General features: G+C 62.8%; 29 protein-coding genes. 2 read left to right on the top strand and 27 right to left on the bottom strand.

Annotation, left to right across the window (positions count from 1 at the left end; translation table 11 throughout):
- Positions 1-49 precede the first annotated feature (49 nt).
- Both ABNW52_RS07985 and ABNW52_RS07980 read right to left on the bottom strand, forming a co-directional pair.
- Positions 50-544, bottom strand: a complete 495-nt coding sequence (locus tag ABNW52_RS07985; protein WP_349586151.1) for a lysis system i-spanin subunit Rz — start codon at positions 542-544, stop codon at positions 50-52.
- Between the two features lie 2 nt (positions 545-546).
- The gene (locus ABNW52_RS07980; protein ID WP_349586149.1) at positions 547-999 is read right to left on the bottom strand and encodes a CHAP domain-containing protein; all 453 of its coding nucleotides are present in this window, start codon (positions 997-999) and stop codon (positions 547-549) included.
- A gap of 96 nt (positions 1,000-1,095) precedes the next feature.
- On the opposite strand from ABNW52_RS07980, the gene ABNW52_RS07975 reads away from it, so the two are divergent.
- Complete coding sequence (locus ABNW52_RS07975) at positions 1,096-1,308, top strand: hypothetical protein (protein WP_349586147.1); 213 nt, start codon at positions 1,096-1,098, stop codon at positions 1,306-1,308.
- A gap of 57 nt (positions 1,309-1,365) precedes the next feature.
- Here ABNW52_RS07975 and ABNW52_RS07970 read toward each other — a convergent pair whose 3' ends face one another.
- The 5 genes from ABNW52_RS07970 to ABNW52_RS07950 all read right to left on the bottom strand — a co-directional run bounded on the left by ABNW52_RS07970 (position 1,366) and on the right by ABNW52_RS07950 (position 7,052).
- Entirely contained in the window at positions 1,366-1,893 is a 528-nt protein-coding gene (locus ABNW52_RS07970; protein ID WP_349586145.1) for a hypothetical protein, read from the bottom strand.
- Between the two features lie 99 nt (positions 1,894-1,992).
- Positions 1,993-3,042, bottom strand: a complete 1,050-nt coding sequence (locus ABNW52_RS07965) for a phage late control D family protein (RefSeq protein WP_349586143.1) — start codon at positions 3,040-3,042, stop codon at positions 1,993-1,995.
- Between the two features lie 3 nt (positions 3,043-3,045).
- Entirely contained in the window at positions 3,046-3,252 is a 207-nt protein-coding gene (locus ABNW52_RS07960) for a tail protein X (protein WP_349586141.1), read from the bottom strand.
- Complete coding sequence (locus ABNW52_RS07955) at positions 3,227-4,081, bottom strand: phage tail protein (protein WP_349586139.1); 855 nt, start codon at positions 4,079-4,081, stop codon at positions 3,227-3,229. Before ABNW52_RS07955 ends, ABNW52_RS07960 begins: the two co-directional genes overlap by 26 nt.
- A gap of 16 nt (positions 4,082-4,097) precedes the next feature.
- Positions 4,098-7,052, bottom strand: coding sequence for a phage tail tape measure protein (locus tag ABNW52_RS07950; protein ID WP_349586137.1), 2,955 nt, complete (start codon positions 7,050-7,052; stop codon positions 4,098-4,100).
- Positions 7,053-7,064: 12 nt separating this feature from the next.
- Between ABNW52_RS07950 and ABNW52_RS07945 the strand changes: the two genes are divergently transcribed.
- Positions 7,065-7,262, top strand: coding sequence for a hypothetical protein (locus ABNW52_RS07945; protein ID WP_349586135.1), 198 nt, complete (start codon positions 7,065-7,067; stop codon positions 7,260-7,262).
- Between the two features lie 84 nt (positions 7,263-7,346).
- Here ABNW52_RS07945 and ABNW52_RS07940 read toward each other — a convergent pair whose 3' ends face one another.
- The 20 genes from ABNW52_RS07940 to ABNW52_RS07845 form a co-directional block, all read right to left on the bottom strand.
- Positions 7,347-7,652: a phage tail assembly protein gene (locus tag ABNW52_RS07940; protein WP_349586133.1), complete on the bottom strand. Its 306-nt coding sequence runs from the start codon at positions 7,650-7,652 to the stop codon at positions 7,347-7,349.
- A 64-nt stretch (positions 7,653-7,716) separates the two neighbouring features.
- Positions 7,717-8,220 carry a phage major tail tube protein gene (locus ABNW52_RS07935; protein WP_349586131.1) on the bottom strand — a complete coding sequence of 168 codons (504 nt, stop codon included), beginning with the start codon at positions 8,218-8,220 and terminating at the stop codon, positions 7,717-7,719.
- Positions 8,221-8,232: 12 nt separating this feature from the next.
- Entirely contained in the window at positions 8,233-9,399 is a 1,167-nt protein-coding gene (locus tag ABNW52_RS07930; protein WP_349586129.1) for a phage tail sheath family protein, read from the bottom strand.
- A gap of 113 nt (positions 9,400-9,512) precedes the next feature.
- Positions 9,513-9,911 carry a hypothetical protein gene (locus ABNW52_RS07925; RefSeq protein WP_349586127.1) on the bottom strand — a complete coding sequence of 133 codons (399 nt, stop codon included), beginning with the start codon at positions 9,909-9,911 and terminating at the stop codon, positions 9,513-9,515.
- Between the two features lie 14 nt (positions 9,912-9,925).
- Positions 9,926-10,678 (bottom strand): aldo-keto reductase family protein, encoded by a 753-nt coding sequence (locus ABNW52_RS07920; protein WP_349586125.1) that lies wholly within the window; start codon positions 10,676-10,678, stop codon positions 9,926-9,928.
- 2 nt (positions 10,679-10,680) lie between these two features.
- Positions 10,681-13,020: a beta strand repeat-containing protein gene (locus ABNW52_RS07915; protein ID WP_349586124.1), complete on the bottom strand. Its 2,340-nt coding sequence runs from the start codon at positions 13,018-13,020 to the stop codon at positions 10,681-10,683.
- A gap of 21 nt (positions 13,021-13,041) precedes the next feature.
- Positions 13,042-13,605, bottom strand: coding sequence for a phage tail protein I (locus ABNW52_RS07910; protein WP_349586122.1), 564 nt, complete (start codon positions 13,603-13,605; stop codon positions 13,042-13,044).
- Between the two features lie 4 nt (positions 13,606-13,609).
- On the bottom strand, positions 13,610-14,476 hold the full coding sequence (locus ABNW52_RS07905; RefSeq protein ID WP_349586120.1) for a baseplate assembly protein: 867 nt from the start codon (positions 14,474-14,476) through the stop codon (positions 13,610-13,612).
- The gene (locus ABNW52_RS07900; RefSeq protein WP_349586118.1) at positions 14,473-14,805 is read right to left on the bottom strand and encodes a GPW/gp25 family protein; all 333 of its coding nucleotides are present in this window, start codon (positions 14,803-14,805) and stop codon (positions 14,473-14,475) included. The genes ABNW52_RS07905 and ABNW52_RS07900 overlap by 4 nt, the downstream gene beginning before the upstream one ends.
- Positions 14,806-14,810: 5 nt before the next feature.
- Positions 14,811-15,032 carry a hypothetical protein gene (locus ABNW52_RS07895; protein WP_349586116.1) on the bottom strand — a complete coding sequence of 74 codons (222 nt, stop codon included), beginning with the start codon at positions 15,030-15,032 and terminating at the stop codon, positions 14,811-14,813.
- A 68-nt stretch (positions 15,033-15,100) separates the two neighbouring features.
- On the bottom strand, positions 15,101-15,301 hold the full coding sequence (locus tag ABNW52_RS07890; RefSeq protein ID WP_349586114.1) for a hypothetical protein: 201 nt from the start codon (positions 15,299-15,301) through the stop codon (positions 15,101-15,103).
- A 25-nt stretch (positions 15,302-15,326) separates the two neighbouring features.
- Positions 15,327-15,965: a phage baseplate assembly protein V gene (locus ABNW52_RS07885; protein ID WP_349586112.1), complete on the bottom strand. Its 639-nt coding sequence runs from the start codon at positions 15,963-15,965 to the stop codon at positions 15,327-15,329.
- On the bottom strand, positions 15,962-16,450 hold the full coding sequence (locus ABNW52_RS07880; RefSeq protein ID WP_349586110.1) for a hypothetical protein: 489 nt from the start codon (positions 16,448-16,450) through the stop codon (positions 15,962-15,964). Before ABNW52_RS07880 ends, ABNW52_RS07885 begins: the two co-directional genes overlap by 4 nt.
- Positions 16,447-16,986 carry a hypothetical protein gene (locus tag ABNW52_RS07875; RefSeq protein WP_349586108.1) on the bottom strand — a complete coding sequence of 180 codons (540 nt, stop codon included), beginning with the start codon at positions 16,984-16,986 and terminating at the stop codon, positions 16,447-16,449. Before ABNW52_RS07875 ends, ABNW52_RS07880 begins: the two co-directional genes overlap by 4 nt.
- An 11-nt stretch (positions 16,987-16,997) precedes the next feature.
- Complete coding sequence (locus ABNW52_RS07870) at positions 16,998-17,291, bottom strand: head-tail joining protein (RefSeq protein WP_349586106.1); 294 nt, start codon at positions 17,289-17,291, stop codon at positions 16,998-17,000.
- Between the two features lie 2 nt (positions 17,292-17,293).
- Positions 17,294-18,298 (bottom strand): major capsid protein, encoded by a 1,005-nt coding sequence (locus ABNW52_RS07865; RefSeq protein ID WP_349586104.1) that lies wholly within the window; start codon positions 18,296-18,298, stop codon positions 17,294-17,296.
- A 72-nt stretch (positions 18,299-18,370) separates the two neighbouring features.
- Complete coding sequence (locus tag ABNW52_RS07860; protein ID WP_349586102.1) at positions 18,371-18,709, bottom strand: head decoration protein; 339 nt, start codon at positions 18,707-18,709, stop codon at positions 18,371-18,373.
- On the bottom strand, positions 18,706-19,851 hold the full coding sequence (locus ABNW52_RS07855) for a head maturation protease, ClpP-related (protein ID WP_349586100.1): 1,146 nt from the start codon (positions 19,849-19,851) through the stop codon (positions 18,706-18,708). Before ABNW52_RS07855 ends, ABNW52_RS07860 begins: the two co-directional genes overlap by 4 nt.
- Positions 19,848-21,338 carry a phage portal protein gene (locus tag ABNW52_RS07850; protein ID WP_349586098.1) on the bottom strand — a complete coding sequence of 497 codons (1,491 nt, stop codon included), beginning with the start codon at positions 21,336-21,338 and terminating at the stop codon, positions 19,848-19,850. Before ABNW52_RS07850 ends, ABNW52_RS07855 begins: the two co-directional genes overlap by 4 nt.
- The gene (locus ABNW52_RS07845) at positions 21,338-21,547 is read right to left on the bottom strand and encodes a phage head-tail joining protein (protein WP_349586096.1); all 210 of its coding nucleotides are present in this window, start codon (positions 21,545-21,547) and stop codon (positions 21,338-21,340) included. The genes ABNW52_RS07850 and ABNW52_RS07845 overlap by 1 nt, the downstream gene beginning before the upstream one ends.

Here is a 21,547-nt window from a genome sequence, read left to right as displayed (position 1 = left end):
GCCTCGGTGCTTACGAAAACAAACGGAATAATGCAAACCACATTCAAAATTATTTCATATAAATATTTTCCCTACTAACACAACGATTCAGCTCAACCGCTATGGCATCGGCTTCGCTTGCGAGGCTGACAAGAAACGCTGTAGCCGCATCAGAAAGTTCGGCTCGTGGCGCTGGATCGGCTCCACCTTCGGCAACGTTGGCCGCAGCACCTGCAGCTGGGCAACTGGCAGGCTTGATGGGGACTGACAGGCGCAGCCGGCCAGCAGCAGCGTCAGCAAGAATGCGGTTCTTTTCGGCTTGTACATTGAGCAGTCCTTCACGGTAGCGGGTCTCCGCAGCCAGCAACGCGCTGGCCGCAGCTGACTCCTTGCGGCGCAGCTGTTGCTGCAGATCGTTGATGGTGGCGTTGTTGTCGCGCTCACGCTTGGCATCGCCCAGGTCACGCGCCAGTGTCACCACGTCTTTGCCGTGGCTGTACGCCCACCAGCGCGAGCCAACCAGCGCAGCCAGCAGTGCCAGCCAGGGAATAGCTTTTCTCCACATGGTCAGATCCTCAGATAGCCTTTGATGGATGACGTGGCACGGGTGCGCCGACAGACGGCATAGCCTTCACGGCTACCATCGGCGTTGGTGTTGCCCTCGATGGTCTGGATGCGACCATCGGGCAGCACCTTCTCGACAAAGCCGGTGTGCCCCACCCCCTTGCCAAAATCCATGATGAAAATGTCGCCCGCCTGCGGCTTGGCCACGCGCAGCGCCGGCCGCTCGTTCCACTGCCGCATCACGCCGCCGGTCTGCAGTAGCGGGTTGGCCTGCGCCAGATCGGTGCAACCCTTTGCCGTACACCAGTAGACGAAAGCCATGCACCAGGCGTAGCCCGGCCCGAGCTTCACTGCCTTGAGGTATTCCCGCACGCGCGGGCCGTCATTGCTGCCCCGCGGCTGTTCTTCTGCCCCCAGCTGCGTGGCAGCTACCTTCAATGCTTCCAGACCAATCATGGCCGTACCTCCAAAAGAAAAACCCCGCACGCGGCGGGGCTGGTGAATTCACGATTTGCTGTTAAGCTTCAAACCAATGACATACGAGAACGCGATATGGTTAACCTCAACGTAGAAAACGCACAGTTCTACCTACACTCCGTTGCCTACATCGTCGCGACGGCTGCATTGGTTTGGGCGGTGGTATACATCGCCGCCCCCTTCTACGATCATTGGCGATCTGACGGCGAAACCACAAACCGCTGGCAGACGGCCTGGTGCGCCTCGGCTTTGGTGATCATTGCCATGGCGCTTATCCTGCTTTCATAGATTGGCTACGCCAGCCTGATTAAATATTAATCAGGCATGGTCGATAGTTCTGCCAGGCTATCCAGCAGCGCTATCATTCACAGGCTTATCCACCGTTTCTGTGGATGGCAGTTGCGATGCAGCATCTTTTGCCCCCAGACGGTTGGCAATCAGCCGCTTGAGCCAGGGCACATCGCGCAGCAGGGCCAGCAAGGCATCACGCAGCGCCAGCAGCAGGGCCCGCAGCGCATCGATCAGCGGCACCGCAAGGTTGGCCGCCACTAAACCACCCAGCCCCACAGCACCGCCGCCCAGATCCGGCCACAGGCTGGCCGTTAGCAGGCCACCGAAATACGCCGCCACCAGCGACACCGCAGCGAGCAGCACCCGCTCAGGCGTGGGGCGCCCCAGCGACTGCCGCCACTGCAGCGCGGCACCAAACAGCGCACCGATGAATGCCGGGCCATGCAGCCCGGCCGCGGCCCCGGCCTTCCCCGCGCCGCTCGATGCCATCGCCGTCGCACTCAGGCTGGCCAGCAACCAGGTTGCCGCCGCGACCGCCGCCCCACGAAAAGTGAACATCACCGCCAGGCTGGCCAGTGCCATGGTGACCACCAGCCACAGGCTGAATTTGGTTTTTGCTGCCATTACTACCCCCCTTAAAAAGTAAAACCCCGCGAAGTCGCGGGGCCGGAGTGAAACAAGTCATGGCGCCAATACGGCCAGCGCCTTGGGTTTTTTCTGTCCTGCTTTCTTCTTCCCCTTCTTCGCCGGATCGGCTTTTTTATTCAGGATCAGTTCAACGCTGATTTCCCAACCACCACTACTGAAATCGTGCACCACGCTGTCTACCGTCCACAGGTGATCGACACCGTCCTTGATGCCCTGCGTCCGCAGCTTGCGCTCAGCCACGATGTCGGCACGGCCAGCCATGGTGACGCTCATGGTGATTTCCGACCGTGCCGCGCGATTGCTGGCGGCCTTGGCTGCCGCAGCGGCGCTACCTTTACTGCTCGCTGTGTGGCGGATCACGCGCGGCGGTGCGCTCGGGTTGTCCGGATTGGGCACCAGTACCGACTGGGTCTTGCCTGTTGCTTTGTCGTGATGGCGCACAATGGCGCCGCCAGAGGCGTTGCGATCGCTGGACTTGAAGTGCCAGCTCTTGATGTCCTTGCGGTGGATCACCAGCGTGGGCAGCGTCTTGCCGCTGACGCTGGCCGTCTGCCCGCCACGCGGCAACACCAGGATCTGGCCGCCCTTCACCGTGGCCGTGGCGTCGTATTGGCCCGCCAGCCGGGTGATGAAGTGCAGATCGGATTCGTTCATCTGGTCGGCCCGGGCAACGGTTGCCTTGACCTTGCACACCGCCTTGAGCTTGTTGCGCGCGGCGATGTCCTTGACGATCTGCTCCAGCGTGGCGCCTTCCCACGAGTGTCGCCGCGGCTGCTTGATCTTGCCGGACATGTCCGCCGGCCTGCCACGAAACACCACAATCTGCGGCGGGCCGCTGGATTCGACCTCATCCACCCGGTATTGCCCGATACGGGTCAATCCGGTTTCGACATAGCCCAGACTGACATCGAGCATGCCACCACGCTTCGGCAGGCTGACCACTCCGTTGCGGTCATCCAGGGTAACGGTCAGCTCGTCGGAATCCAGCCCCGCCTTGTCGGTGATGCTGATCGAGATAAGACGGTCCTGCAGGAGCGCTGTGATGTCCTGACCGTTGGCCAGGATGCGAAAGGTTGGCCGCATGGTTTACTCCCACAACGTGACGGTTTCGGTTGGGGCATTGGCAATGTCCGGCATGGCAATGTAAATCCCCTGCGGATACGGCTGCGCCAACCCGGCAAGATCCACGTTGGCGGCCAGCACCGCCTCAACGCTGCCGTTGAGGTGGCCATAGTGCGCATAGCAGATGCTGTCCAGGCAGTCGCCGTCAGAGGTTCTGATAATCTTCGCCATAGCGCGACAGCTCCAAAGTAAAGCCCTGCTTGCGTGGCGCCCCGTCCACGAACAGGTGCTCCTGTTCTTCATTTATCGATGCCAGATACCAGCGCCCCAGGTGCTCGCCGTAACCGGTGGTGAGCGTTAGCGGCTGCTGCACATCACCCAGCTCACGCAGACGATCAATATGCCCGGCACCGTGCCGTGCCAGAAAAATCGCACCCTTCAGGGTGATGCGGTCGCTGCCCTTACTCACCGCCTGCTCTGCCGACCGGCGCGTCAAACGTTCCTGACTGGCGATGTTGAACTGGGTGGCCCGGGACAAGGTGTCAAACGCTGCCTGCCCTAGGGCAAAGCGAAATGGCACGCCCAGCTCCGGCGCCAGCTCCAGCAGGTAACCCCGCGCGGGGGCACCGCCTAAATCCAGACCAGCCACCAGCGCGCTGCCGAATGACTGCACCAGCGAGGCGACACTACCGCCGCCCATGCGCATGGCGATGGCCCGGGCGTCTTTCGGCAAGCGCGCGTAGGCGGTGAGCGAATAGCCCAGCGCCTGTTTCAGCTTGCTGTTGCTGGCCGCCAGCGCGCTGCCCGCCGCCTGCAATAGGTTGTTGCTGGAGCCACTGAGATCCTTTGCGGCCAACGTCAGCAGTCCAGCCGCGCGTTGTACCGCCTTGCTGCTGGCACCGGTCAGTGGTGCTCCGGCAGACAGCAGCGCGGCGGCCTTCTCTACCTGCGTCGCCGCACTGGCGGCATCCTTCACCGCAGAGGTGACATCGGCCACCGCCCGCGGCAGGTTGGCAACGCCGGCGGCACGGCTGGCGCCAGCAACGGCAAGGCGAAGCACTGATTCAAGTTCCATTTCATCCCCCTACCGGGTCGTACATGCCACCGCCACTTGTTCTGGCTTTGGCAGACCATTGGTCAAACAGCCGCTTCAGGTGCGGCGCCAGCTGCGCGGCGATCTCCGCCGGGTTCTTGGCATCGCCCAGCACCTTGACGTCGATCTTTGGTGAGAAGGTAAAGTGCTGCACAACAGGCGGCGGCGCTGGTTTGGCTGTAGCCGCTTTGGCCGGCTGCGGCACCACCGTCGGCGGCGTGACTTTGGCGCTCGGCGCCGATGGCGTCGGCACGGGCACTGCGGTGCTACCGACAGCCACCTTCCGCTTGATGATCGTCGGCGCCAAAGCCTTGGCATCGGCATCACCTTGCAGCTTGTCAAACAGCCACGTACCGAGCGTGCGCTCCTTACCGCCATTACTGGCGGTAAGCCCGGCAGTAATGCCGGCATTGATTGCGGTGCCGATGCCATAGCCAGCCACGCCCGCAGCAGCCGTCATGCCCACTGCGGTTGCCACCGTGGCGGTACCGCCAGCAGCCACCGCCCCAAGCGATGGCGCCGCCAGTGCGGCCCGCCCGGCAGTCGCAACACCACCAAGCGCACCCCGCACACTGGCGCCTATTTGTGTCAGCTTGCCCGGCGGCTTGCTACCACCGCCACCCAGATCCGGCAGGCCACCACTCGGCATATTGGTGACAAACACCTGCTGCACGCCGGCGCCAGGCTTGCCGCCGCCCAGCACATCAGACAACGCACCAGGTAAACCACCCTTACCTGCTGTGGCAGCCCCAACCTTGCCGCCCAGCGTGGTCAGCACCTTGCCGGCGCCCCACTGCACCGCGCCACCGACAATACGCTTGGCCGCCACCCCCAGGGTGACAGCACCTGCGGCCACACCCAGCATGGCAGCCTCGGGGTGGGCCTGGGCAAAACCAGTACCCAGCTGCAGCAGCGAGGAAGCGAAGCCGGCAGCAAGATTCGTCACCGGCCGGATGGCATCCCCCACCGCAATCATGCTGGCACTGAAGTCGGCCGCTACCGCTTCCCAGCGGCTGTTGGATGTGTCGTCGCGCAGTGCCTTGTCACTGGACAGTTTCTTGCCACCATCCGTGCGCTGGATCTTGGACAAGTCGCTCTTGATCTGACCGCCGTACTTGATCTGCGCCAGCGCGCCGGAGCGTGCCTGTTGGTCGGTGAGGATCTCGGCCAGCCCGGCCATCTTCAGGTAGGCATCCAGCGCTTCATTCTCTTGCTGCTTGTTGCCGCCACTGTTCTTGATCTTGGCTTTCAGGTCTTCCAGCTTCTTCGCCTGTTTCGGGTCCTGCTTGGCGGTGAGCTTTTCTGTCAGCGCAATGAAGGCTTCAACCGGGTTGTAGCCGGCCTTCATGTACGCCTTCATGGACTCCTGCAGGTTGACGCCACCATCCTTGAATTTTTTGTCGGTATCCGGCGCGGTGATCTTGGCCAGCAGGTTTTTGAAGTTGTTGGCGGCACTGTCCGGGTCACCCGTCAGCTTGACCTGCGCCTGCAGGCTGGCGGCGATGTAGCGCACCGCATCCGGCCCCTGGAAACCCAGCGCGCCAGTTGTGGCCAGCAGTTCCGGCATGAACTTGGCCATCTTGTCGGATTCGAACGCGCCCAGATCGCCGGCAACGGCCACTTCGCCCATGGTCTTGCGCATGTCTTTCTGCGACACGCCGTTCTGGCCGAAGGAGTAGATCAGCTTGGCCGCGTCTTCCGGTGCCATTTTCTGGCCACGGATCAATTCGGCCAGCAACTCACCATGCCCGGTAGCCTCTTTGACATCCATGCCCTGAGTCACCAGGCCATTGATTGACTGCGCCAGCGCGGTGCGATCCATCTTCTGGGCTGCAGCAATCTGCATGATGCTGCTGACCAGCTCTTTTTCGCCGGCCTTGTTGGCCACCCCGGCCTTGATGGCAATGTCGCGAACCTCTGCCTGGAAGTCGCCGCTGATCTTGGTCGGCACCGCAGCCGCGCCGATCGCCGCTACCCCGGCGGTTTTGCCCAGCTCGATGCCAGACTGCATCTTGGCTGCGCCCGCCTGCTGCCACTGCATGCCCTTTTCGGTCTGCTGCAGCTTGCGCATGGCCTTGTCGAGGTTGCCGACCTCGACGCCCATGTCACGCAGCTTGGCGGTGTTGGCCGCCAGCTTGTCGCGCAGCGGCACGTTGGCTAGCTGCTGCTGTCCCTGGGCGGCCTGTCTGGCCGCATCGCCCAGTTTGACAGTCTGGCGGGTTGTATCGCCGACCGCGGTACCGGCATTGCGTAGCTCGCTGCGGGCAGCCTGCAGCGCGACACGCTTGTCCTCGAACGCCGTCTTGGCGGCAGCCGCGGCACGCTGTGCCTTGCCCAGCGCGCTGGTCAGCCGCGCCTCTTCCAACGTGGCCGCCTTGGCGGCATCGATCTGGGCTTTCTTGGCCGTGGCCAGCGACTTGGCCTGCTGAGAGGCACCACGGGCGGCATCGGCCTCACCCTTCAACGCCTGCACCTGCTGGCGAGTCATGGCGGCGTTGTTCTTGCCGTCCTGCCACGCAGCACGCTTGATGTCGGCATGGGCTGCGGCCAACCTTGCCGACTCCGAAAGCGCACGGTGTTCAGCCTCCAGCGCCGGCACCGCCGCGGCTTGCCCGGCAGCGGCCTGCTTGGCGGCATTCAGCGACTTGGCCAGCTCGCCAACCCGGGTGGTAGACGCCTGCCAGTCTTTTTCCAGTCCGCCAAGCTCGCCCCGCAGCTGACGTACGCTTTCCAGGCCAATCCGGCGCCCGGCCTTGTCAGCCTCGGCCAGCTCACGCTGCAAGCGCTGGGTTTCACCAATCAGGCTCTTGATGCCCTTGGTATCCGCTATGCCTTTTTGCAGGCCTTCCACCGACTTCTGCGTCTTGCCGACGGCGGCGCCCAGGGTTGCGGATACCGCACCACCGATTACAATGCCAATGGCAACATCTTTAGACATACAGGCCCTTCAATGCACGCAGGCAAATGGTTTGATCTGATCGGAACGGCAGTGGTCCTGCTGATGGCCGCCGGTGGCGCGCTGTACGGCATCAGTCAGCACGGGCTGTCCGCGACCACCGTGCTGCACGGCGCGCTAGCCGGGGTGCTGGTGGGCTGCACCCCGATCGTGGCCATCGCCTTGCTGTTCTACTGGTTGTCCCGCCGCTAATCCGGCGGCTCATCCTCTGCCAACCACTGCACCAGCTCGGACACCGGTACCGCGCGGATCTCGTCCCGGCTCCAGCCGTATCGCTCAGCCAGCCGGCGTGACCACACCCACCACTGCGGACTGTTCCCCGTCGGCAGCTGGTTCATCCGAAGACAGCCGAAGGTAGGCTTTCTGCAATTTGCCGTAATCGCGCAACGTCACCTGACGTAGGTCGTCCGGCGCGCAGCCGGCCATATTCGCCAGCATGGTCATCTCGTACTTCGCATCATCATTGCCGGCCAGCTGGCGGGCATCGAGCGAATCACCCACTGTCGGCTCGCGCAGCACGATCTGGTTGGTTTGCACGCCATTGAGGGTGACCGGGGCAGACAGCTTGATGGTTTCTTTCATGGGGTTTTCCTGAAATGACAACGCCCCGCACAAGGCGGGGCGTTAAAGGTTGGCCGCAGCGGGATTACAGGCCCAGCGCAGCACGCTCGGCGGCGAGTTCGTCTACGCCATCAATGATGCGCACCAGGCCGACCGGGTCGATTTCATACACCACGGCGCCATCGACTTCCAGCTTGTAGTAGTCCGCTGTAAGGGCGTACTTGGTTTCGTTCTTCTTGCCGGCTTCCCAGTTGCCCATGTCCACTTCGGTGAGCAGACCACGCAAGGTGCAGACAGCAGCAACCACCTTTCCTTTTTTGTCGGTGAAGGCACCGCGGAAGGTGCCGTTGAAGGCGCTACCGTCGGCCAGGCCGAACATCGCCAGCGACGCCTTGTCGATACCGGTCAGGGTAAAGCCGGCTTCCATTTTCTCCAGCCCGACAGCCAGATCGATCTCGCCATCCATACCGCCGCCGCGCCAGGCCTCAGTCTTGCGCTTGAGTTTGGGCAGCTGCACCTGCGAGGCCTTGCCGGCGTAGCTGGTGCCCGCCAGAGCCAGGTTAAAGTTGGTGAGTGTTTGCGGAATCATGATTTGTCCTTGTTAAGCGGCCAGCACTTCGGTGATCCACTGGTTCGTCACTTCCACACGGAAGATCGGGTTCTCAGCTGGTGGCACGTCGGTAAAGCGGATGTTCCAGTACACCTTGCCCTCTTCCAGCTGCGAGGCGGTATTCAGCACCGGGTCCGGGTAGACCTCGAAGTTGATGATGGCGCCGGCATTGCGCAGGTCGCGCATGAACGCATCCAGGCCATCGGTGACATCCTTCACGTAGGTCTTGGTGATGCCCTTATCCACCGCCCACTGGTGACCACGCAGGATGGCGTCCATCACCATGTCGGTGGTGCGCACGCGGGTGACAAACGACCACTTCGGATCGGCCGACAGCGTGCGGTTACCCCACAGGCGGAAGCCGCCATCGCGAATGATGGTGGATACGTATGCCTGGTTCAGCAGGTTGGCGCGGCAGGTCGGATCACCGTACAGGTATTCCACCGGGCGGCCAGTGCCCAGCACCTCGGCAAACTCGGTATTGGACGGCGATGCCCAGAAACCGACATCAGCATCCTTGGCCGCGAACAGGCCGGCCACCGCGCCCGACGACGGCAGTAGGATTTCGCTGCTGCTGGTGGTATCCCACACCTTGTTGCCGCCGGCATCGACCAGGTACAGCCGCTTGCTGCCGAAGTTTTCCGCGTAAGCAATGGCGGCATCGTCGGTCGTGTTCGGACCATCGATGATGCTGATCGCACGCAATTTACCGGCCAGGCTATCCATAGCGCTGGCCACGGCCTGCTTGGAAGAATGGCCCGGCGCTACCAGCAAGCGCGGCTGCAAGCCAACGGTGGACTTACCGTCCAGCAGCGCTTGCAAGCCGGTACGCACGCCACCGGCAGTCATGCCTCCGATAATGGCGCTGGCTTGCTGGGCAGGATCTACATTGCCTTCTACCCCGACAGCAACGATGGCCGCCCGGGTCTTGCTGTAGATGGCTTTGAGCTGGCGGAACATCGGACTATCAGTACCGAATGCCGCCGCTGCCTCGCGATCATTGGTGATCTTCACCGGCTGGTTTGGCGTGGCAAGGCCAGCACCCGGGGTAAAGGTGTCGGCAATACCGATAATCGACGAAGACGGCAGCGCGATGGTGCGCGGCCCACTATCGACCAGCGCGACGGTGACGCCGTGGAACAACGACTCGTTAGGCATGTTTCCTCCCAAATGGGCGTAAAAAAACCCGCCGTAGCGGGTGATCAAAATGAAGAAAGCCGCCCATCGGCGGCGGCTTAATAGATTGGCTTTTCCGCCAATTGACAAACGCGTCAGTCTCCAGCAAAGCGCTGTGGGCCTAACTTGGCCACGGTGGTGGCGTACAACCACACCCTCCACGGCGGGAAGCCGGCCAGCTGCAGCAGCTCGGCGAAAACCTGTACCGTGGCGCGCTGGCGGATCGGGATCTCTGCCTTGAACTGACACAGCGCATCGTGCACTAGGCTGGCGTGGTAGGTCAGCGGCCGGCCATCGATGCCGAGCGGGCCATCCGGCGTGCCCAGCCACAGCCCACCCGGCAGACGCCATGCTGGGCTGCAGCCATCCCAGGCATAGCCTGGCTGGATCACTATCGAGCCGTGGCGGATGTCGATCCAGTCGTTGCGGTAGGTCACGCCGGCGAGATGCGTCGAGCCGTGGTGGAAGGAGTGATCAAGCCGGTAGCGCCACATGGTGCATCCTTCTATCAGGCTGCTGGCCAGGTGATGGCTTCCAGCTGCTGCAGGGCATCGGCGGCGGTCAGATCCACTGCCTCGACTGCATCCTCCAGCGCCTGCCGCTGGCCAATGATGTAGCCACTTGCCATGCCGTAAGCCGTCACCTTGGCCTGCACCCGCTGCGCAAGTTCTGCGACGGGAATGCCACGCTGCTGGGCAATGGCGGAGAGAATCGGTGCCGCAGCCTCCGGGTTTGCCGCGATGGTTTCGGCCTCGCGGGTTTGCTGCGGCCAACTGGCGATCTCGCCTGCCGGATAACCTGCCGACAGCTCTGCCAGTGCCCGGCCTGCCGCTGCATTGATATCCGCCAGTTTGCTCACTGCAGCCTGTGCCGCCAGTTGGGTTTGCAGTTCGCTATCTAGCTGCCAGCCATCCCCCTGCCAACGGTACGCTGCAGACGGGCACGGCAGATCGGTAGCGCCGATATCTTCCGGCTTCTGCCCTGGCTTGGTAATCCAGACCTCGTCACCGTACTGCTTGTTCCACAGCGCCACGCCACGCCAGTCCGTCACGACATGCCAGGCACCGTCCTGGTAATCAGCCGGCACCAGCCCGGCGGCATCCAGGTAGCAGGCACACTGGCGCTCGCCCACCGGCGGTGGCGCCGCTACTGCCGCAAACGCCGGCACCAGCAGCACATCCTCTTCGCGCGGCGAAACATTGGCCACAGCCTGGCCAAGGTATTCACCCGTCACCGGGTGGTAGTTGTAGATCAGACTCATGCTTAATCTCCCAGGGTGATGATCGGCAGATAGATACGGCGTTTGACTTGGGTTTCTGGACCTGTACGTGCCACCCTGCTGGCATCAAAGGTGAATCCGTCAGCACCTCCTGTTGACGTACCCGTCCAGTAACCCGTTCCACTGGTCGAGGCCTGAAATGCGCCAGTGACCGAAGTGACGGCCGTGCCCGTATCGGCGACACCGCCTGTGATGTTCTGGATGGCGTCAGTGCCTTCAGCACCAACCTGTCGCCCGGTTACCGTCAAAGCGACAGCACTCGCTGTCGCCGTGGCATTGGCAGACAGCTTCACGCTGACCGCGCTCACGATCTCGCTGATGGTGGTGCTGGCCGGGATGCCTGCGCCGCTGACCGGCATACCGACATACAGACCACGTGTCGATGTGATGCCCGCCAGCACGTTGCTGGCATTGGTGGTATTGGCCGTCAGCGTGGATTGCTCGTAGCCGCGCCCAGAGTCGTAGGCACGGGTATGTAGGCCACGGTCATCCGGCACGCCAAAGGTTGTGGCGCTGCCGCCGTTGCCGTAACCGAACGGGAACAGACGCAACGATTGCACACCGGTGGCAGTGGCATTGGCCGACAGGGTGATAGCGCTGTTACTGGTGATGCTGGCCACGGTCGCGCCGGCTGGCACCCCCACACCCTCCACCGGCATGCCCACCCACATATCCAGCGTGGTGGATAGACCAGTGACGGTGTTGGCGCCGTTGGTCAACGTGCCGTTCCGGGCCGGGCAGAGTGCAGCGTAGAGACTGGTGTAGCTAGCTCGGGACAGTGCTGCGCCGTCCCGTACCACCGCCCACAAAGGAGGGGTGAGACCGCTCCAGTCTAAGGGAATGCCAGCAGGGAGAGCAGACAGTGCATCGGTGATGCCGTAGCCAGCCAGTGTTGTTGGCAGGCCGCTTGTGATCTTGCTCCAGTCCAGCGCCGGGATGTCGGCGGCGGCTAGCGCGGAGCCGGCGGTGACGCGACCATAGGTATCGACCGTCACTTTCGGGTAAGTGCCCGCGACAACGCCACTGGCAGACAACGCGACAGTCGGGTTGCCCGCGACGCCGTCGCCGTTGGTCACGGTGACACCGGCGCCGGCAGTCAGCGTGCGGGCGGCGACCGTGCCGGCGCCGGTACGCACCACCATGCCGGTGCTGGCAAGGTTGTGCAGTGCCAGCACGTTGCTACCTGCAGCGAGCGACACCTGGTTGCCGGATACGGACAGCCCTGTACCGGCGGTGACCGTGCCGGCGCCAGCAAACTGCGTCCAGGTGATATTGGTGTTGCCGAGCGTACCGCCTTGATCTACGGTGCATACCCAGCCACTGTCGGCGTTGGTGGTGCCACTCTCCACAAAAACAAAGGCGCTGACCAGCTCGCCCCATGCGTCAGCATCGGTGGTGCGCGTCCAGGCTCCGGCCGCAACGAGGTAGAGCCCGTTCTGGCTGGCCGTGCCCTGGTTCTTGACCAGTACGCGGTCACCGGCAACCAGCGCCACGCCGTCGATGGTCTGCGTGCCAGACAGCACGATATTGGCGGTGGTTGCGGCACGTACTGAGGTTTTGACCTCCAGCCCGGCGGCCATGTTGTCGACGTACTGCTTGGTTGCGGCATCCAGCGCACTGGTCGGGTCGGCTGCCAGCGCCACTTGGGCGAACGACGGCTTGGCGCCACTGTGGATGGCCTGTGGCAGCGATAGGGTTACACCCCCGGTCGCCGCCGACACATTGACCTGGTTGGCGGTACCTGTCAGCGAGGTGACGCCGGTATTGGTGATCGCCGGGTTGCCGGCGACGCCATCACCGTTGGCGATGCTGATACCAGTTCCCGCAGTCAGGGTGCGCGCCGCAACGGTGCCGACGCCGGTATTGACGTAGAAGCCGGTGGTAACCAGCGCGGCCAGCGCGGTCAGATCAGAGTCGAGCGGCTGCGCATCAGTGATGCCGTAGCCGGCCAGCGTCGTGGGGTTGCTGCCGGCAGTGACGCGGCCCTTGCCGTCGACGGTCACCGACCTATAGGTTCCGGCGACCACCCCGCTATTGGCCAGTGTCATCGCGGCGGTGACGTTGCCGTTGCCGTCGAAGTTGACGTTCCAGCTGCCATCGCCGGTCATGGCGATGTTGCGCGCGGTCTTCAGGCGGTTGGCGTACATCACCGTCAGCGCGCCTGAGACGGCATCATCGATCTGCTTTTTCAGGAAGGCGGTACGGTTGGCTAGTGCCTGGATCGGGATGTTGTCCGGGCAGTCCGGCCCACCGGTCAGGATGGCATCAGCTGCAAAGTACGGGATACCGGCTTCCCATACGACGGTTTCAATCAGGTTTCCCATATGTTCTCCGGGTGATCAGGGTTAGGTTGAGCCGCGCGTGTAGCTGCCATTGCGGCTGGCCAGCCCGTTACGGGTGAGCGCGGCATGGCTGAAGTCCAGCTCAAACAGGTGGCAGCGGGCGGGGGCGATATCGACCAGCATCTGGCGACCAATGGCAGCCTGCTGCACGGTCAGGCGGCTGTAGCAGACAACGCGGTATTCGGCCCAGGCATCTGCACGATTGCCGCGCTTGTTGAAGGCGGTGCGGGTGCGAGTGCCGTCGCGGCGGTAGCCGCTACGGCCCTGCTCAATAGTTACCTCGCCCAGGCCAAGCACCCGGAAAACATCGCGCACAGCGGCTACGGTGCCTTTGCGCTTGTGAATATCGATGGATTGGCGGATCAGCGCCCGCTGTCGGTCTTCGCTGCTGGCGGCGTCGAAGCCCTCTACCGAGCGTGCCCATGCCAGCCATGGCAGGAACTCCGTAGGGCAGCGGTTGGCATCGGCCTGCCAGCGCAGGGGCGTCGGATCAAGGTTGAACTGGCCAGCATCAGCCAGCGAGGCCTCAAGCGGAGAACGGTTTAGTGGTAACAGGTAGCGGCTCATGGCATCAGCTCAGGTTGATGGCTGTGCATTGCGGAAACTGGCCTTCGCCACACTCGATGTCGACGGTAGGCGAGGTCAGCCGGATGCGGCGGATGCCGGTCGTTTTCAGGGCGCCGTAAATGTCATCCAGCGAGACCAGCCCTGCCAGCTTTCTGCGATCAGCCAACATGCTTTCCAGCCGTGCCTGCGCCGCCGGTATCCCGCCTGTCGCCGCAATCAACCCGGCCTCAAATTCGATGGTGGCGGTGACGGCAAACTCCCGCGGCTGGCCGGCTACCACCTGAACGCTGTCACACAACGGGATTACCGTCTCCGACGACAACGCCGCCAGCACAGTGTCAAGCAGCGCCTGGTCGGGAACGCCATTGCCGCGCTGATCCAGAATGTAAGCCCGCACCAGGCCTCCTTCCGGCGACACAATGTTTGCGTCCAGCACGTTGGCCGATGCCGTCAGGGTATGGAATAAGTAGGCACCGCGACTGCCTGCAACCGACAACCCTTCCAGCGCCAGCTGGCAGCGGTAGCGCAGGCGATCATCGTCTTCCCATACCGCCTCGGCAGGCGGGTTGGCGTCCGGGTCGGCAGGAGTGACCAGCAGGCGGGAGACACCATAATCTGCGGCTCGGTTTTCAAGGTCGGTCCCAGTGGCATACGCCAGCATGGTGGCCTTTGCTGCATCGTTTATCCGCGCTCGCAGCATCATTTCGTCGTACGCCGCCAGTTCCAGCAGCTTCACAACCGGGTCGGACTCCAGCGCCGCACTGTAATCGGGGTACAGCGACTGAAACCGCGCCAACTTGCTGGCATAGATGGTTTCAAAATCGAGTTCCTCGATCACCGCCGGCGCCGGCAGTTGGGTCAGGTCAATCATGCTGTCACGTCCAGAATCTGGTTTTCACCGATGTAGTCGCCTTCGATGCGGAACACCGGGCGCCCATCGATCAGGGAGATCAGCGACACACGCTTGAGCTTGATGCGCGGCTCCCAGCGGGCGATTGCACGGGCTGCCTCGCTCTGTACCGCCGCGATCCAGCCGGGATTAACCGGCTGGTCCACCATGCGCGGGATGTTGCTGCCGTACTCCGGCCGCATCCGTCGGCTGCCGATCGGGGTGCTCAGAATGTCAGCCAGCGACTGCCGCAGATGCTCGATTCCGCTCACCGGCTGGCCGGTGTCCCGGTTCATGCCGGCGAGGCTCATCGGGGTTACTCCGCAGCGCTGTCAGCCGCGGCCGGCTGACGAACAAAGTCGGCATGGCTACCCAGAAACGCAATCACGTCCTTGTCGGACGTGGTCACGGTGTAGTTTTCCACCACGACCGCGCGACCATCTTTCAGGAACAGGGTGCGCGACTTGAATGCCTTGTCGCGGAAAGTCGTAGGTGCAACCGAGTCGCTGGGACGAGTTTCAGGTTGGCTCTTGCTCATGTTGTAGGCTCCAGAAATGACAAAGCCCCGCACAGGCGGGGCTACTTATAAAAGGAAGAGCAATACTGCTATTTGAAAGCGTTTCGCGCTTTCATGACTTCCAACGCAAACGGTGCGGCCAAACGAATAAGGTCCATGCGAGTGTACTCATCTTCACTTGCTCCAGAAGAAATCAACGCATCCTCAACTTCTCGGGCGCACACCATCAGCATTTCTTCAATTGAAGTGACATCAACTTCTTCCAAGGCTGGTATCAAGTAGCGCGCCATATTTCATCCTTCATAAATGAAAAAATCATATCACGGCTGGACCAGTCCTATTCCCATCTCCCTGGCCAATATGGCCATGGCCCTGCAGGCTGATGTCACCGGCGGTAACGTCAGCGTCGGAGTGGATACTGCCCTTGGCATCAATCTCACCGCCAAAGCTGGCCTTGGCGCCGCCATTGGCCAGGTGGTTGATCGCGGCACCGACAGTCAGGTTATTGGTCACCACCACGTCTTGTGCATCCAGCGTGATGGTGGTGGTCTTCACCGTTACGCTGTCGGCTGCATTCACGTTGACGGCTTTGACGCCGTCCACCAGCAGCGCGCCAGCGGCGTGGTCATATTCCATCACCGCACCGTCCGGCATCAGCCAGCCGACCACGTCCGGGCGGCCATCACCGTCAAACTCACCGGTATAGAAGCCGATGATGGCGACACCCTGCGCCGGATCACCGGACGGGTTCAGCAGCACGGCCTGTTCGCCGATGCTTGGGTGTCGCCAGTGACGCGCCTGCCCTGCAGCCACGGCGTTCCACATTACCCAGTCGGATGTCCAACCGTCGGACTCTATGCGCACGCGCGGCGGCTTCATCTGCACTGCAGCCACACACCCCAGCATGATCATGCTGGAGAGCTGACGGTCACTTTCAGACTGTTCGAAGCTCATGGCAGCGTTACCGCTTCTGTGTCACCGTCGGCGGACCACACTACCTCACGCGGTACGAACGACGGCAACGTGATGTCCGACGGCTCGCCAATGTCCATCTCATGCACCCATTCCACCAGCCACACCAGGTAGCCATCCAGATCCGCGCGAAAACCATCCGGCCCGATCTGGCGCAGCTTGGCGGGAGTCACCGGCTGGCCGAAGTTAGTGGCGGCATGCACCTGCGCCGCAACATGCGCGGCCAATTGGCGAATGGCCAACTCAGCGCCGGCCTGATTCGGGTCGCACACGAGGCGCGCCTGGAAAGTCGCGATCAGCGCCAGTTCCCCGGTACCTGGGTCGGTACCGGTATCAAACTCGGCCAGTTCCAGCACCAGCAATGGCAAGCTGACGCGTGCGCCCAAGTCCGGATAAAACTGAACATCCAGATCCGGCAGGGCTGCGGCCAACCTTTGCTTTATGGCGTCATGCAGTGCATCAATCATTGCAGCTTACTCACCTCGTAGTTCAGCTCCTGCCGCATCAGCTCATGCAGGCGACCAGGAATCTGCCCGACAATCATGGCGAAAGCGTCGTTGGCCATTTCATCCACCTCGACCTTGGCGCGCTGGATGGGCAACCGCCGTGAGGTAGTACGGCGGTAAAGCTTGCCCTTGAAGCTCGGATTACGGCTCGGCACAAATGCGGATTCGAAATACCAGGATTTAACGCGGGAACCCGAACCCGTTTTGACCGGGCGCCCCAGCTCATCTGCATTCACGGCATTCACGCCAAACCAGACCTTGACTGCGGGCCCCCCGCCTCCGCCGTGACGCCATTCCTTGTCGTAGATTTTGACGCGATGAACAATGATCTTGCGCTTGATCCCGTCGTCGCGGAGATATCTGAGCAGGTGGGTACGAACCCAAAGGGCCGTTTTTCTTACCGCCCGCTTGGCCACGCGTTCCAGCGCATGCACGCTCAAGCCCCGCGTCAGCCCTTTTAACTGCCGCGAGTCAAAATCGACCTTCACGTCAATCATGGCAACCCCATCTAAACCGGCCTGAGCACCAGCGTCGTCCGGCCGGTACCGTCCGGCTCAACGCTGACAACGGTGTAGTCACCCTGCCCCGTCACCTGCACCACGGCGGCCTTGCCCACCCCTACAGCATCGGCATCCAGCACCACCAGGTGAGGTTCGCGGATGCTGGTATTGAGCTTGCCCAGCGCCGACTGCAACCACGGTGCGTAGAACATGCCGGAGACCGGCTTGCCCTGCACCGTGGCGTCATCGCCCAGAACGTCAAACACCGTATCGTCGATGTCGGACATCAGGTCACGGAACATGGTCAGGCGACTTTCAGCTTCAGGCGGATCACCGCGGCCGGGCGGGTGTTCAGGTTCAGCACGTTGGACTGCGACAGCATGTCCACGCCCTTACCGTGCTTCAGCAGCTCCAGCGAGGTGTAATACGGCAGGCCCATGGTGCCGACGGCATCGACATGGTCAGCCGGGGCAAAACGGGTAATGAACATGTCCGGCACACCTTCCGGTACCACGTAGGCATAATCCGGGTCGATGAAGGCGATGGTGCCAACCTTGCCGGTATAGCGCTCCCACACCATGCCACCGAACTCGATGGTGTCACGCGGGTCACCGCGCAAAGCCGCAGCCTGTGGCCCGTACTTGAAGGTTTCTTCCAGGTACTTGTTGGCCACCAGCGCAGCCCAGATATTCTTGCCGCACAGCACGCGCACACCGGTGCTGGATGCCGAACCCAGCGCCTCTTCCACCGCTTCAACCACAGCCAGGCACTGACCACGCAGGTTCGGCCCCATGGCGCTCAGGTTGATTTCGATCTCGGTCTGCTGAATCTGGAAATGCTGGTAGGTATCCAGCAGGACGCGCTGGCCGTCGGCATCCATCACCAGACCCTTAACCGCACCGATGCGGTGGTACTCAGTAGTGGCATCCAGCTGGCGCTTGTGCTTCATCTGGCGCTTCGACACCACCGCCTGCACCGTTTCAACCTCGGTTTCACTGCCAAAGGCACGCAGGTTGGTCACTTCGTCAGCGCGGATAACGCTCTGTTGCGGCAGGTGGATGGTGCCGAAGTGCAGCAGGCTGCGCTTGTCACCGCCGACCTGCTGACCGGGACCGCCGCGTTCGCCGGCAGCCACCAGCGACAGGGTGTTGCCCTCTTTCTCGATCTCCACCGTGGTGGTGGTAATCCCCTCTTCTTCGAACAGCCCCAGGTTGGCCAGACGGCTCGGTGCCTGGGGGCCTTCGTTGATTGCGGCAGTCAGTGTCGACAGCGAAAAGGCGTCATCTTCAAAAATATCAAGACTAGGCATGGTTCAGGCTCCAGAAATGCAAAAGGCGCCGACCTTGCGGGCAGCGCCTTGAATGTGGGGAATGCGGAAGAATTAGCGGACGACGATGAACAGGCTGCCGAAATCGGCGCGCGCATTCGCATCCAGACCAGTGAGCTGAGCGCCCTGCACCTCTGCCAGACGACCGGTAACCACCACGCGGGTGACCTCGGTGCGGGCCGGCGCCGGCGCATACAGCACGGCAGCGGCAACACCGGCCGTCTGACTGGCATTGTCGTAGGGCACATACAGGTGCAGCGCGGAGTCATACGCCAGCACCTGGCCGGCGGGCAGCGCGGCACCGGCGGCAAGTTCGACCAGGTCATTGCTGATCTGGCCAACGGTGGAAATCAGGTGTTCGCCGGCACGGCCTGCTTGCTGAAGGATGGTCATACATTACCTCGCTGTGGGTTGGCCGCACGGGCACGGCGGCTTGCATAAATGTTGCGGGCCGATGGGCCCTTGTTCTTCGGTACCGCGGGGTCATCCGCCGGCGGCAGGTTGTCCAGCTCGTCACCGGCATCGGCGACCATCTTGTCAAACAGCCGCGCCCGGGCAGATTCCACATCCAGGCCACTGGCGATCAGGCTGTTGGCCAGCTCCGGCAGCTTGGCGGTCTTGCACAAGTCGCGGATCTCGGTAGCCTGGGTTACCGCGTTGCGAATGGCGCTTTCGCTGGCCAGCGCGCTGACGGTGATCACGCTGTCAACGGCAACGGCCGGCAACGCAGCCTCGTTACACAGTCGCGCCGCCAGTTTCGCCATCGCCACCGCATCTACCGCGGCGGGTGGTACCGGCTCTGGTTCCGGTGCCGGAGCAGGTGCCGGATCAGCAGGCGGTGTAGCGGGTTCTTCCAGCGCCTGCAGCAGCGCAGGCGGAGCATTCTTCAACCGGCCCAGGCCGGCACGCATGTTGGCGCTGGCTTTCAGCGGCGCGATGTCGGTGACTTCATCCACCAGCCCCAGTGCCAGCGCCTCTTGCGCTGTCAGCCAGGTGGTATCAGCCAGCATCTGGACCAGCTCGTCTTCCGCTAGCGCAGGCGCTTTGGCGCGATAGCAGCCGATCAGGTTGTCGCGCACTTTGTCCATCATGTCGGCGGTGGCGCGCAGGTCGTCTGCCTCGCCCATGGCGAAGGTCCACGGGTTGTGGATCATCATCATGCTGTTGGCCGGCATCACCACGCGGTGGGCGCCAACGGCGATGATGCTGGCGATGCTGGCCGCCACGCTGTCGATGCGGGCGGTAACGCGGTTGCCCAGGCGGCGCAGGGTGTTGTGGATGGCAATGCCGTCGAACACGTCGCCGCCCAAGCTGCTGATGCCAACCACGATGTCGCGCTGACCATCATCGGCAGCCTTCAAGTCGCGGATGAAGTCGGCGGCACGGATACCCCAGGCGCCGATTTCGTCGTACAGCTCGACTTCCAGTGCCTGATCGGCGGCAAGGTTGGCCGCATTACTGATGCGGTACCAGTTGCCGTTGGCCGCCGGTGCAGGTGCCGGGCCGTTAAAAATGCGGGGTGCTACTTGGTTCATGGTCGTTCCTTGTTTGCATCGGCACCGTCATCCACGATGATTTCGCCCTGATCGTCACGCTGGCGCGGGTCGGAGTCGTAGGCCAGCCCCAGCCCGTCGGCGCGGGCGTTGTCCGCAGCGTTTTCAGTGTCGATCGTTTCGGCATCGGCGCCACGCTTCAGCGCCACCTCGCTGCGGCTGGTGAAACCGCTGCGCACCGCCAGGCGGTCGGCTTGCACGTCCTGTACCGGGTGGATGTACGCCCAGCCCTGCGGTACCCAGCGTGCGCGCTGGTAAGGCCGAGGGTTGGCCGCATAGCCCGGCAGGCTGATGGCACCGGACAGCACAGCCACATTCAGCACCGCTCGCCATACCGGCTTGCACAGCTGCTGCACAAAGATGGCGTGCTGGCGCTGCTCTACGCGGCGGCGGAATTCATTCAGGATGACGCGGATCACGCGGTCGCTGATGTTGCGCAGGTCACCGGTCAGCAACTCGTACGGCAGGCCCATGCCAGCGGCGATGGCCGCCAGCTGTTGCCGCATGAAGTCCTGATAGTTGTTGCCGGCGTCGGGCGGGTCACTGAATTCAACTTCCTCGCCCGGCGCCAGTTCTTGCATGGTGCCCGGCTCCAGGCCGACCAGCGGGGCGAAGTCGGAATCGACTTGCTGGCCCGGTTCGCCGGGAAATGCGGCATCGGCAGACGGTTTGCGGATGAAGCCGGCAAACAGGTTGGCCACCTCTTGCCGGAACAGCACGGCGTCGTCGAACTCATCCAACGTCTTGAGGCGCAACAGCACGGTGGCCAGCATCGGCACGCCACGCAGCTGGCCGGGGCGGGTCGGCTCGTACACATGCAGCACCTGCTCTGCCGGTACCCGCACCAGGCTGTTGTAGGTGCCTTCACCCGCACGTTCACCGGGGTGGCTCTTGTACATCCAGTAGGCGACTCGCTTACCGATGGCGTCGAACTCGATGCCCTGACGGATGCGGTTGCCGTTGGGCGCGGTACCGGTTTTGTCATGCGGTACGAATTCCGGCTCCAGCAGCTGGATCTGCAACGGCACGGCCAGGCCGTCTTCCAGCCGGCGCGGCCGCAGGCGGACGAAACACTCGCCGCTTTCAAACAAGCCTTGCGCGGCCAGCGCCTGCTGGCCGTAGAAATCCAGCACGCCATCTGCATCGGACTCCTCGCACCAGTCGTCCCACACCTCCTGCAGCATTTGCCGGATGTCGGCATCCGGATGTTGCGACTTGGGCGCGATACCGGTACCGATGTGGTTGGAGACTTGCGTGTCCAGCGCCTTGAAGGCGTAAGGGTCATTGCGCGCAGCGTGGCGACTGCGGTTGCGCAGGGTCTGCAGGCCGCTGCCAGTGGTGCTGACCGGCCCGTTGCTGCCGGGTTGCCAGTTATTGGCTCGTCGTCCCTGTCCCGCCCCTTCATAGCTGTTCTTCAGCCGGGTCGGCATCAGGAAGCCGCGGCCACGCAGTGTCGGGAAACCGCTCATCAGATCCCCTTTCCTGCGTGGTACAGCCGGTGGCTACGCTTGCGCAGCTGCCCGTTCTGCTGCGCCAGATCGCGCTGGATGGTGTTCCGCAGCTCGATCAACTCCGCAACGCTGCGGTACTCGACGCGCCGGTCAGCGTATTGCACGACACGTTCGCCCCGTGCCAGGGCTTTTTCGATCGCGTCCAGCTGGGTTTGAGTGAATGCCAT

Source organism: Vogesella oryzagri (genome assembly GCF_040148885.1).
Taxonomy (GTDB): domain Bacteria; phylum Pseudomonadota; class Gammaproteobacteria; order Burkholderiales; family Chromobacteriaceae; genus Vogesella; species Vogesella oryzagri.
The sequence above is the reverse complement of the archived record's forward strand: the minus strand, read 5'-3'. Positions and strand labels throughout refer to the sequence as shown.

Bases quoted from the DNA above. Each gene is read 5' to 3' on its own strand.
- ABNW52_RS07985 (WP_349586151.1), bottom strand. From the start codon at position 544: ATGTGGAGAAAAGCTATTCCCTGGCTGGCACTGCTGGCTGCGCTGGTT.
- ABNW52_RS07980 (WP_349586149.1), bottom strand. From the start codon at position 999: ATGATTGGTCTGGAAGCATTGAAGGTAGCTGCCACGCAGCTGGGGGCA.
- ABNW52_RS07975 (WP_349586147.1), top strand. From the start codon at position 1,096: ATGGTTAACCTCAACGTAGAAAACGCACAGTTCTACCTACACTCCGTT.
- ABNW52_RS07970 (WP_349586145.1), bottom strand. From the start codon at position 1,893: ATGGCACTGGCCAGCCTGGCGGTGATGTTCACTTTTCGTGGGGCGGCG.
- ABNW52_RS07965 (WP_349586143.1), bottom strand. From the start codon at position 3,042: ATGCGGCCAACCTTTCGCATCCTGGCCAACGGTCAGGACATCACAGCG.
- ABNW52_RS07960 (WP_349586141.1), bottom strand. From the start codon at position 3,252: ATGGCGAAGATTATCAGAACCTCTGACGGCGACTGCCTGGACAGCATC.
- ABNW52_RS07950 (WP_349586137.1), bottom strand. From the start codon at position 7,052: ATGTCTAAAGATGTTGCCATTGGCATTGTAATCGGTGGTGCGGTATCC.
- ABNW52_RS07945 (WP_349586135.1), top strand. From the start codon at position 7,065: ATGCACGCAGGCAAATGGTTTGATCTGATCGGAACGGCAGTGGTCCTG.
- ABNW52_RS07940 (WP_349586133.1), bottom strand. From the start codon at position 7,652: ATGAAAGAAACCATCAAGCTGTCTGCCCCGGTCACCCTCAATGGCGTG.
- ABNW52_RS07935 (WP_349586131.1), bottom strand. From the start codon at position 8,220: ATGATTCCGCAAACACTCACCAACTTTAACCTGGCTCTGGCGGGCACC.
- ABNW52_RS07930 (WP_349586129.1), bottom strand. From the start codon at position 9,399: ATGCCTAACGAGTCGTTGTTCCACGGCGTCACCGTCGCGCTGGTCGAT.
- ABNW52_RS07925 (WP_349586127.1), bottom strand. From the start codon at position 9,911: ATGTGGCGCTACCGGCTTGATCACTCCTTCCACCACGGCTCGACGCAT.
- ABNW52_RS07920 (WP_349586125.1), bottom strand. From the start codon at position 10,678: ATGAGTCTGATCTACAACTACCACCCGGTGACGGGTGAATACCTTGGC.
- ABNW52_RS07915 (WP_349586124.1), bottom strand. From the start codon at position 13,020: ATGGGAAACCTGATTGAAACCGTCGTATGGGAAGCCGGTATCCCGTAC.
- ABNW52_RS07910 (WP_349586122.1), bottom strand. From the start codon at position 13,605: ATGAGCCGCTACCTGTTACCACTAAACCGTTCTCCGCTTGAGGCCTCG.
- ABNW52_RS07905 (WP_349586120.1), bottom strand. From the start codon at position 14,476: ATGATTGACCTGACCCAACTGCCGGCGCCGGCGGTGATCGAGGAACTC.
- ABNW52_RS07900 (WP_349586118.1), bottom strand. From the start codon at position 14,805: ATGAGCCTCGCCGGCATGAACCGGGACACCGGCCAGCCGGTGAGCGGA.
- ABNW52_RS07895 (WP_349586116.1), bottom strand. From the start codon at position 15,032: ATGAGCAAGAGCCAACCTGAAACTCGTCCCAGCGACTCGGTTGCACCT.
- ABNW52_RS07890 (WP_349586114.1), bottom strand. From the start codon at position 15,301: ATGGCGCGCTACTTGATACCAGCCTTGGAAGAAGTTGATGTCACTTCA.
- ABNW52_RS07885 (WP_349586112.1), bottom strand. From the start codon at position 15,965: ATGAGCTTCGAACAGTCTGAAAGTGACCGTCAGCTCTCCAGCATGATC.
- ABNW52_RS07880 (WP_349586110.1), bottom strand. From the start codon at position 16,450: ATGATTGATGCACTGCATGACGCCATAAAGCAAAGGTTGGCCGCAGCC.
- ABNW52_RS07875 (WP_349586108.1), bottom strand. From the start codon at position 16,986: ATGATTGACGTGAAGGTCGATTTTGACTCGCGGCAGTTAAAAGGGCTG.
- ABNW52_RS07870 (WP_349586106.1), bottom strand. From the start codon at position 17,291: ATGTTCCGTGACCTGATGTCCGACATCGACGATACGGTGTTTGACGTT.
- ABNW52_RS07865 (WP_349586104.1), bottom strand. From the start codon at position 18,298: ATGCCTAGTCTTGATATTTTTGAAGATGACGCCTTTTCGCTGTCGACA.
- ABNW52_RS07860 (WP_349586102.1), bottom strand. From the start codon at position 18,709: ATGACCATCCTTCAGCAAGCAGGCCGTGCCGGCGAACACCTGATTTCC.
- ABNW52_RS07855 (WP_349586100.1), bottom strand. From the start codon at position 19,851: ATGAACCAAGTAGCACCCCGCATTTTTAACGGCCCGGCACCTGCACCG.
- ABNW52_RS07850 (WP_349586098.1), bottom strand. From the start codon at position 21,338: ATGAGCGGTTTCCCGACACTGCGTGGCCGCGGCTTCCTGATGCCGACC.
- ABNW52_RS07845 (WP_349586096.1), bottom strand. From the start codon at position 21,547: ATGGCATTCACTCAAACCCAGCTGGACGCGATCGAAAAAGCCCTGGCA.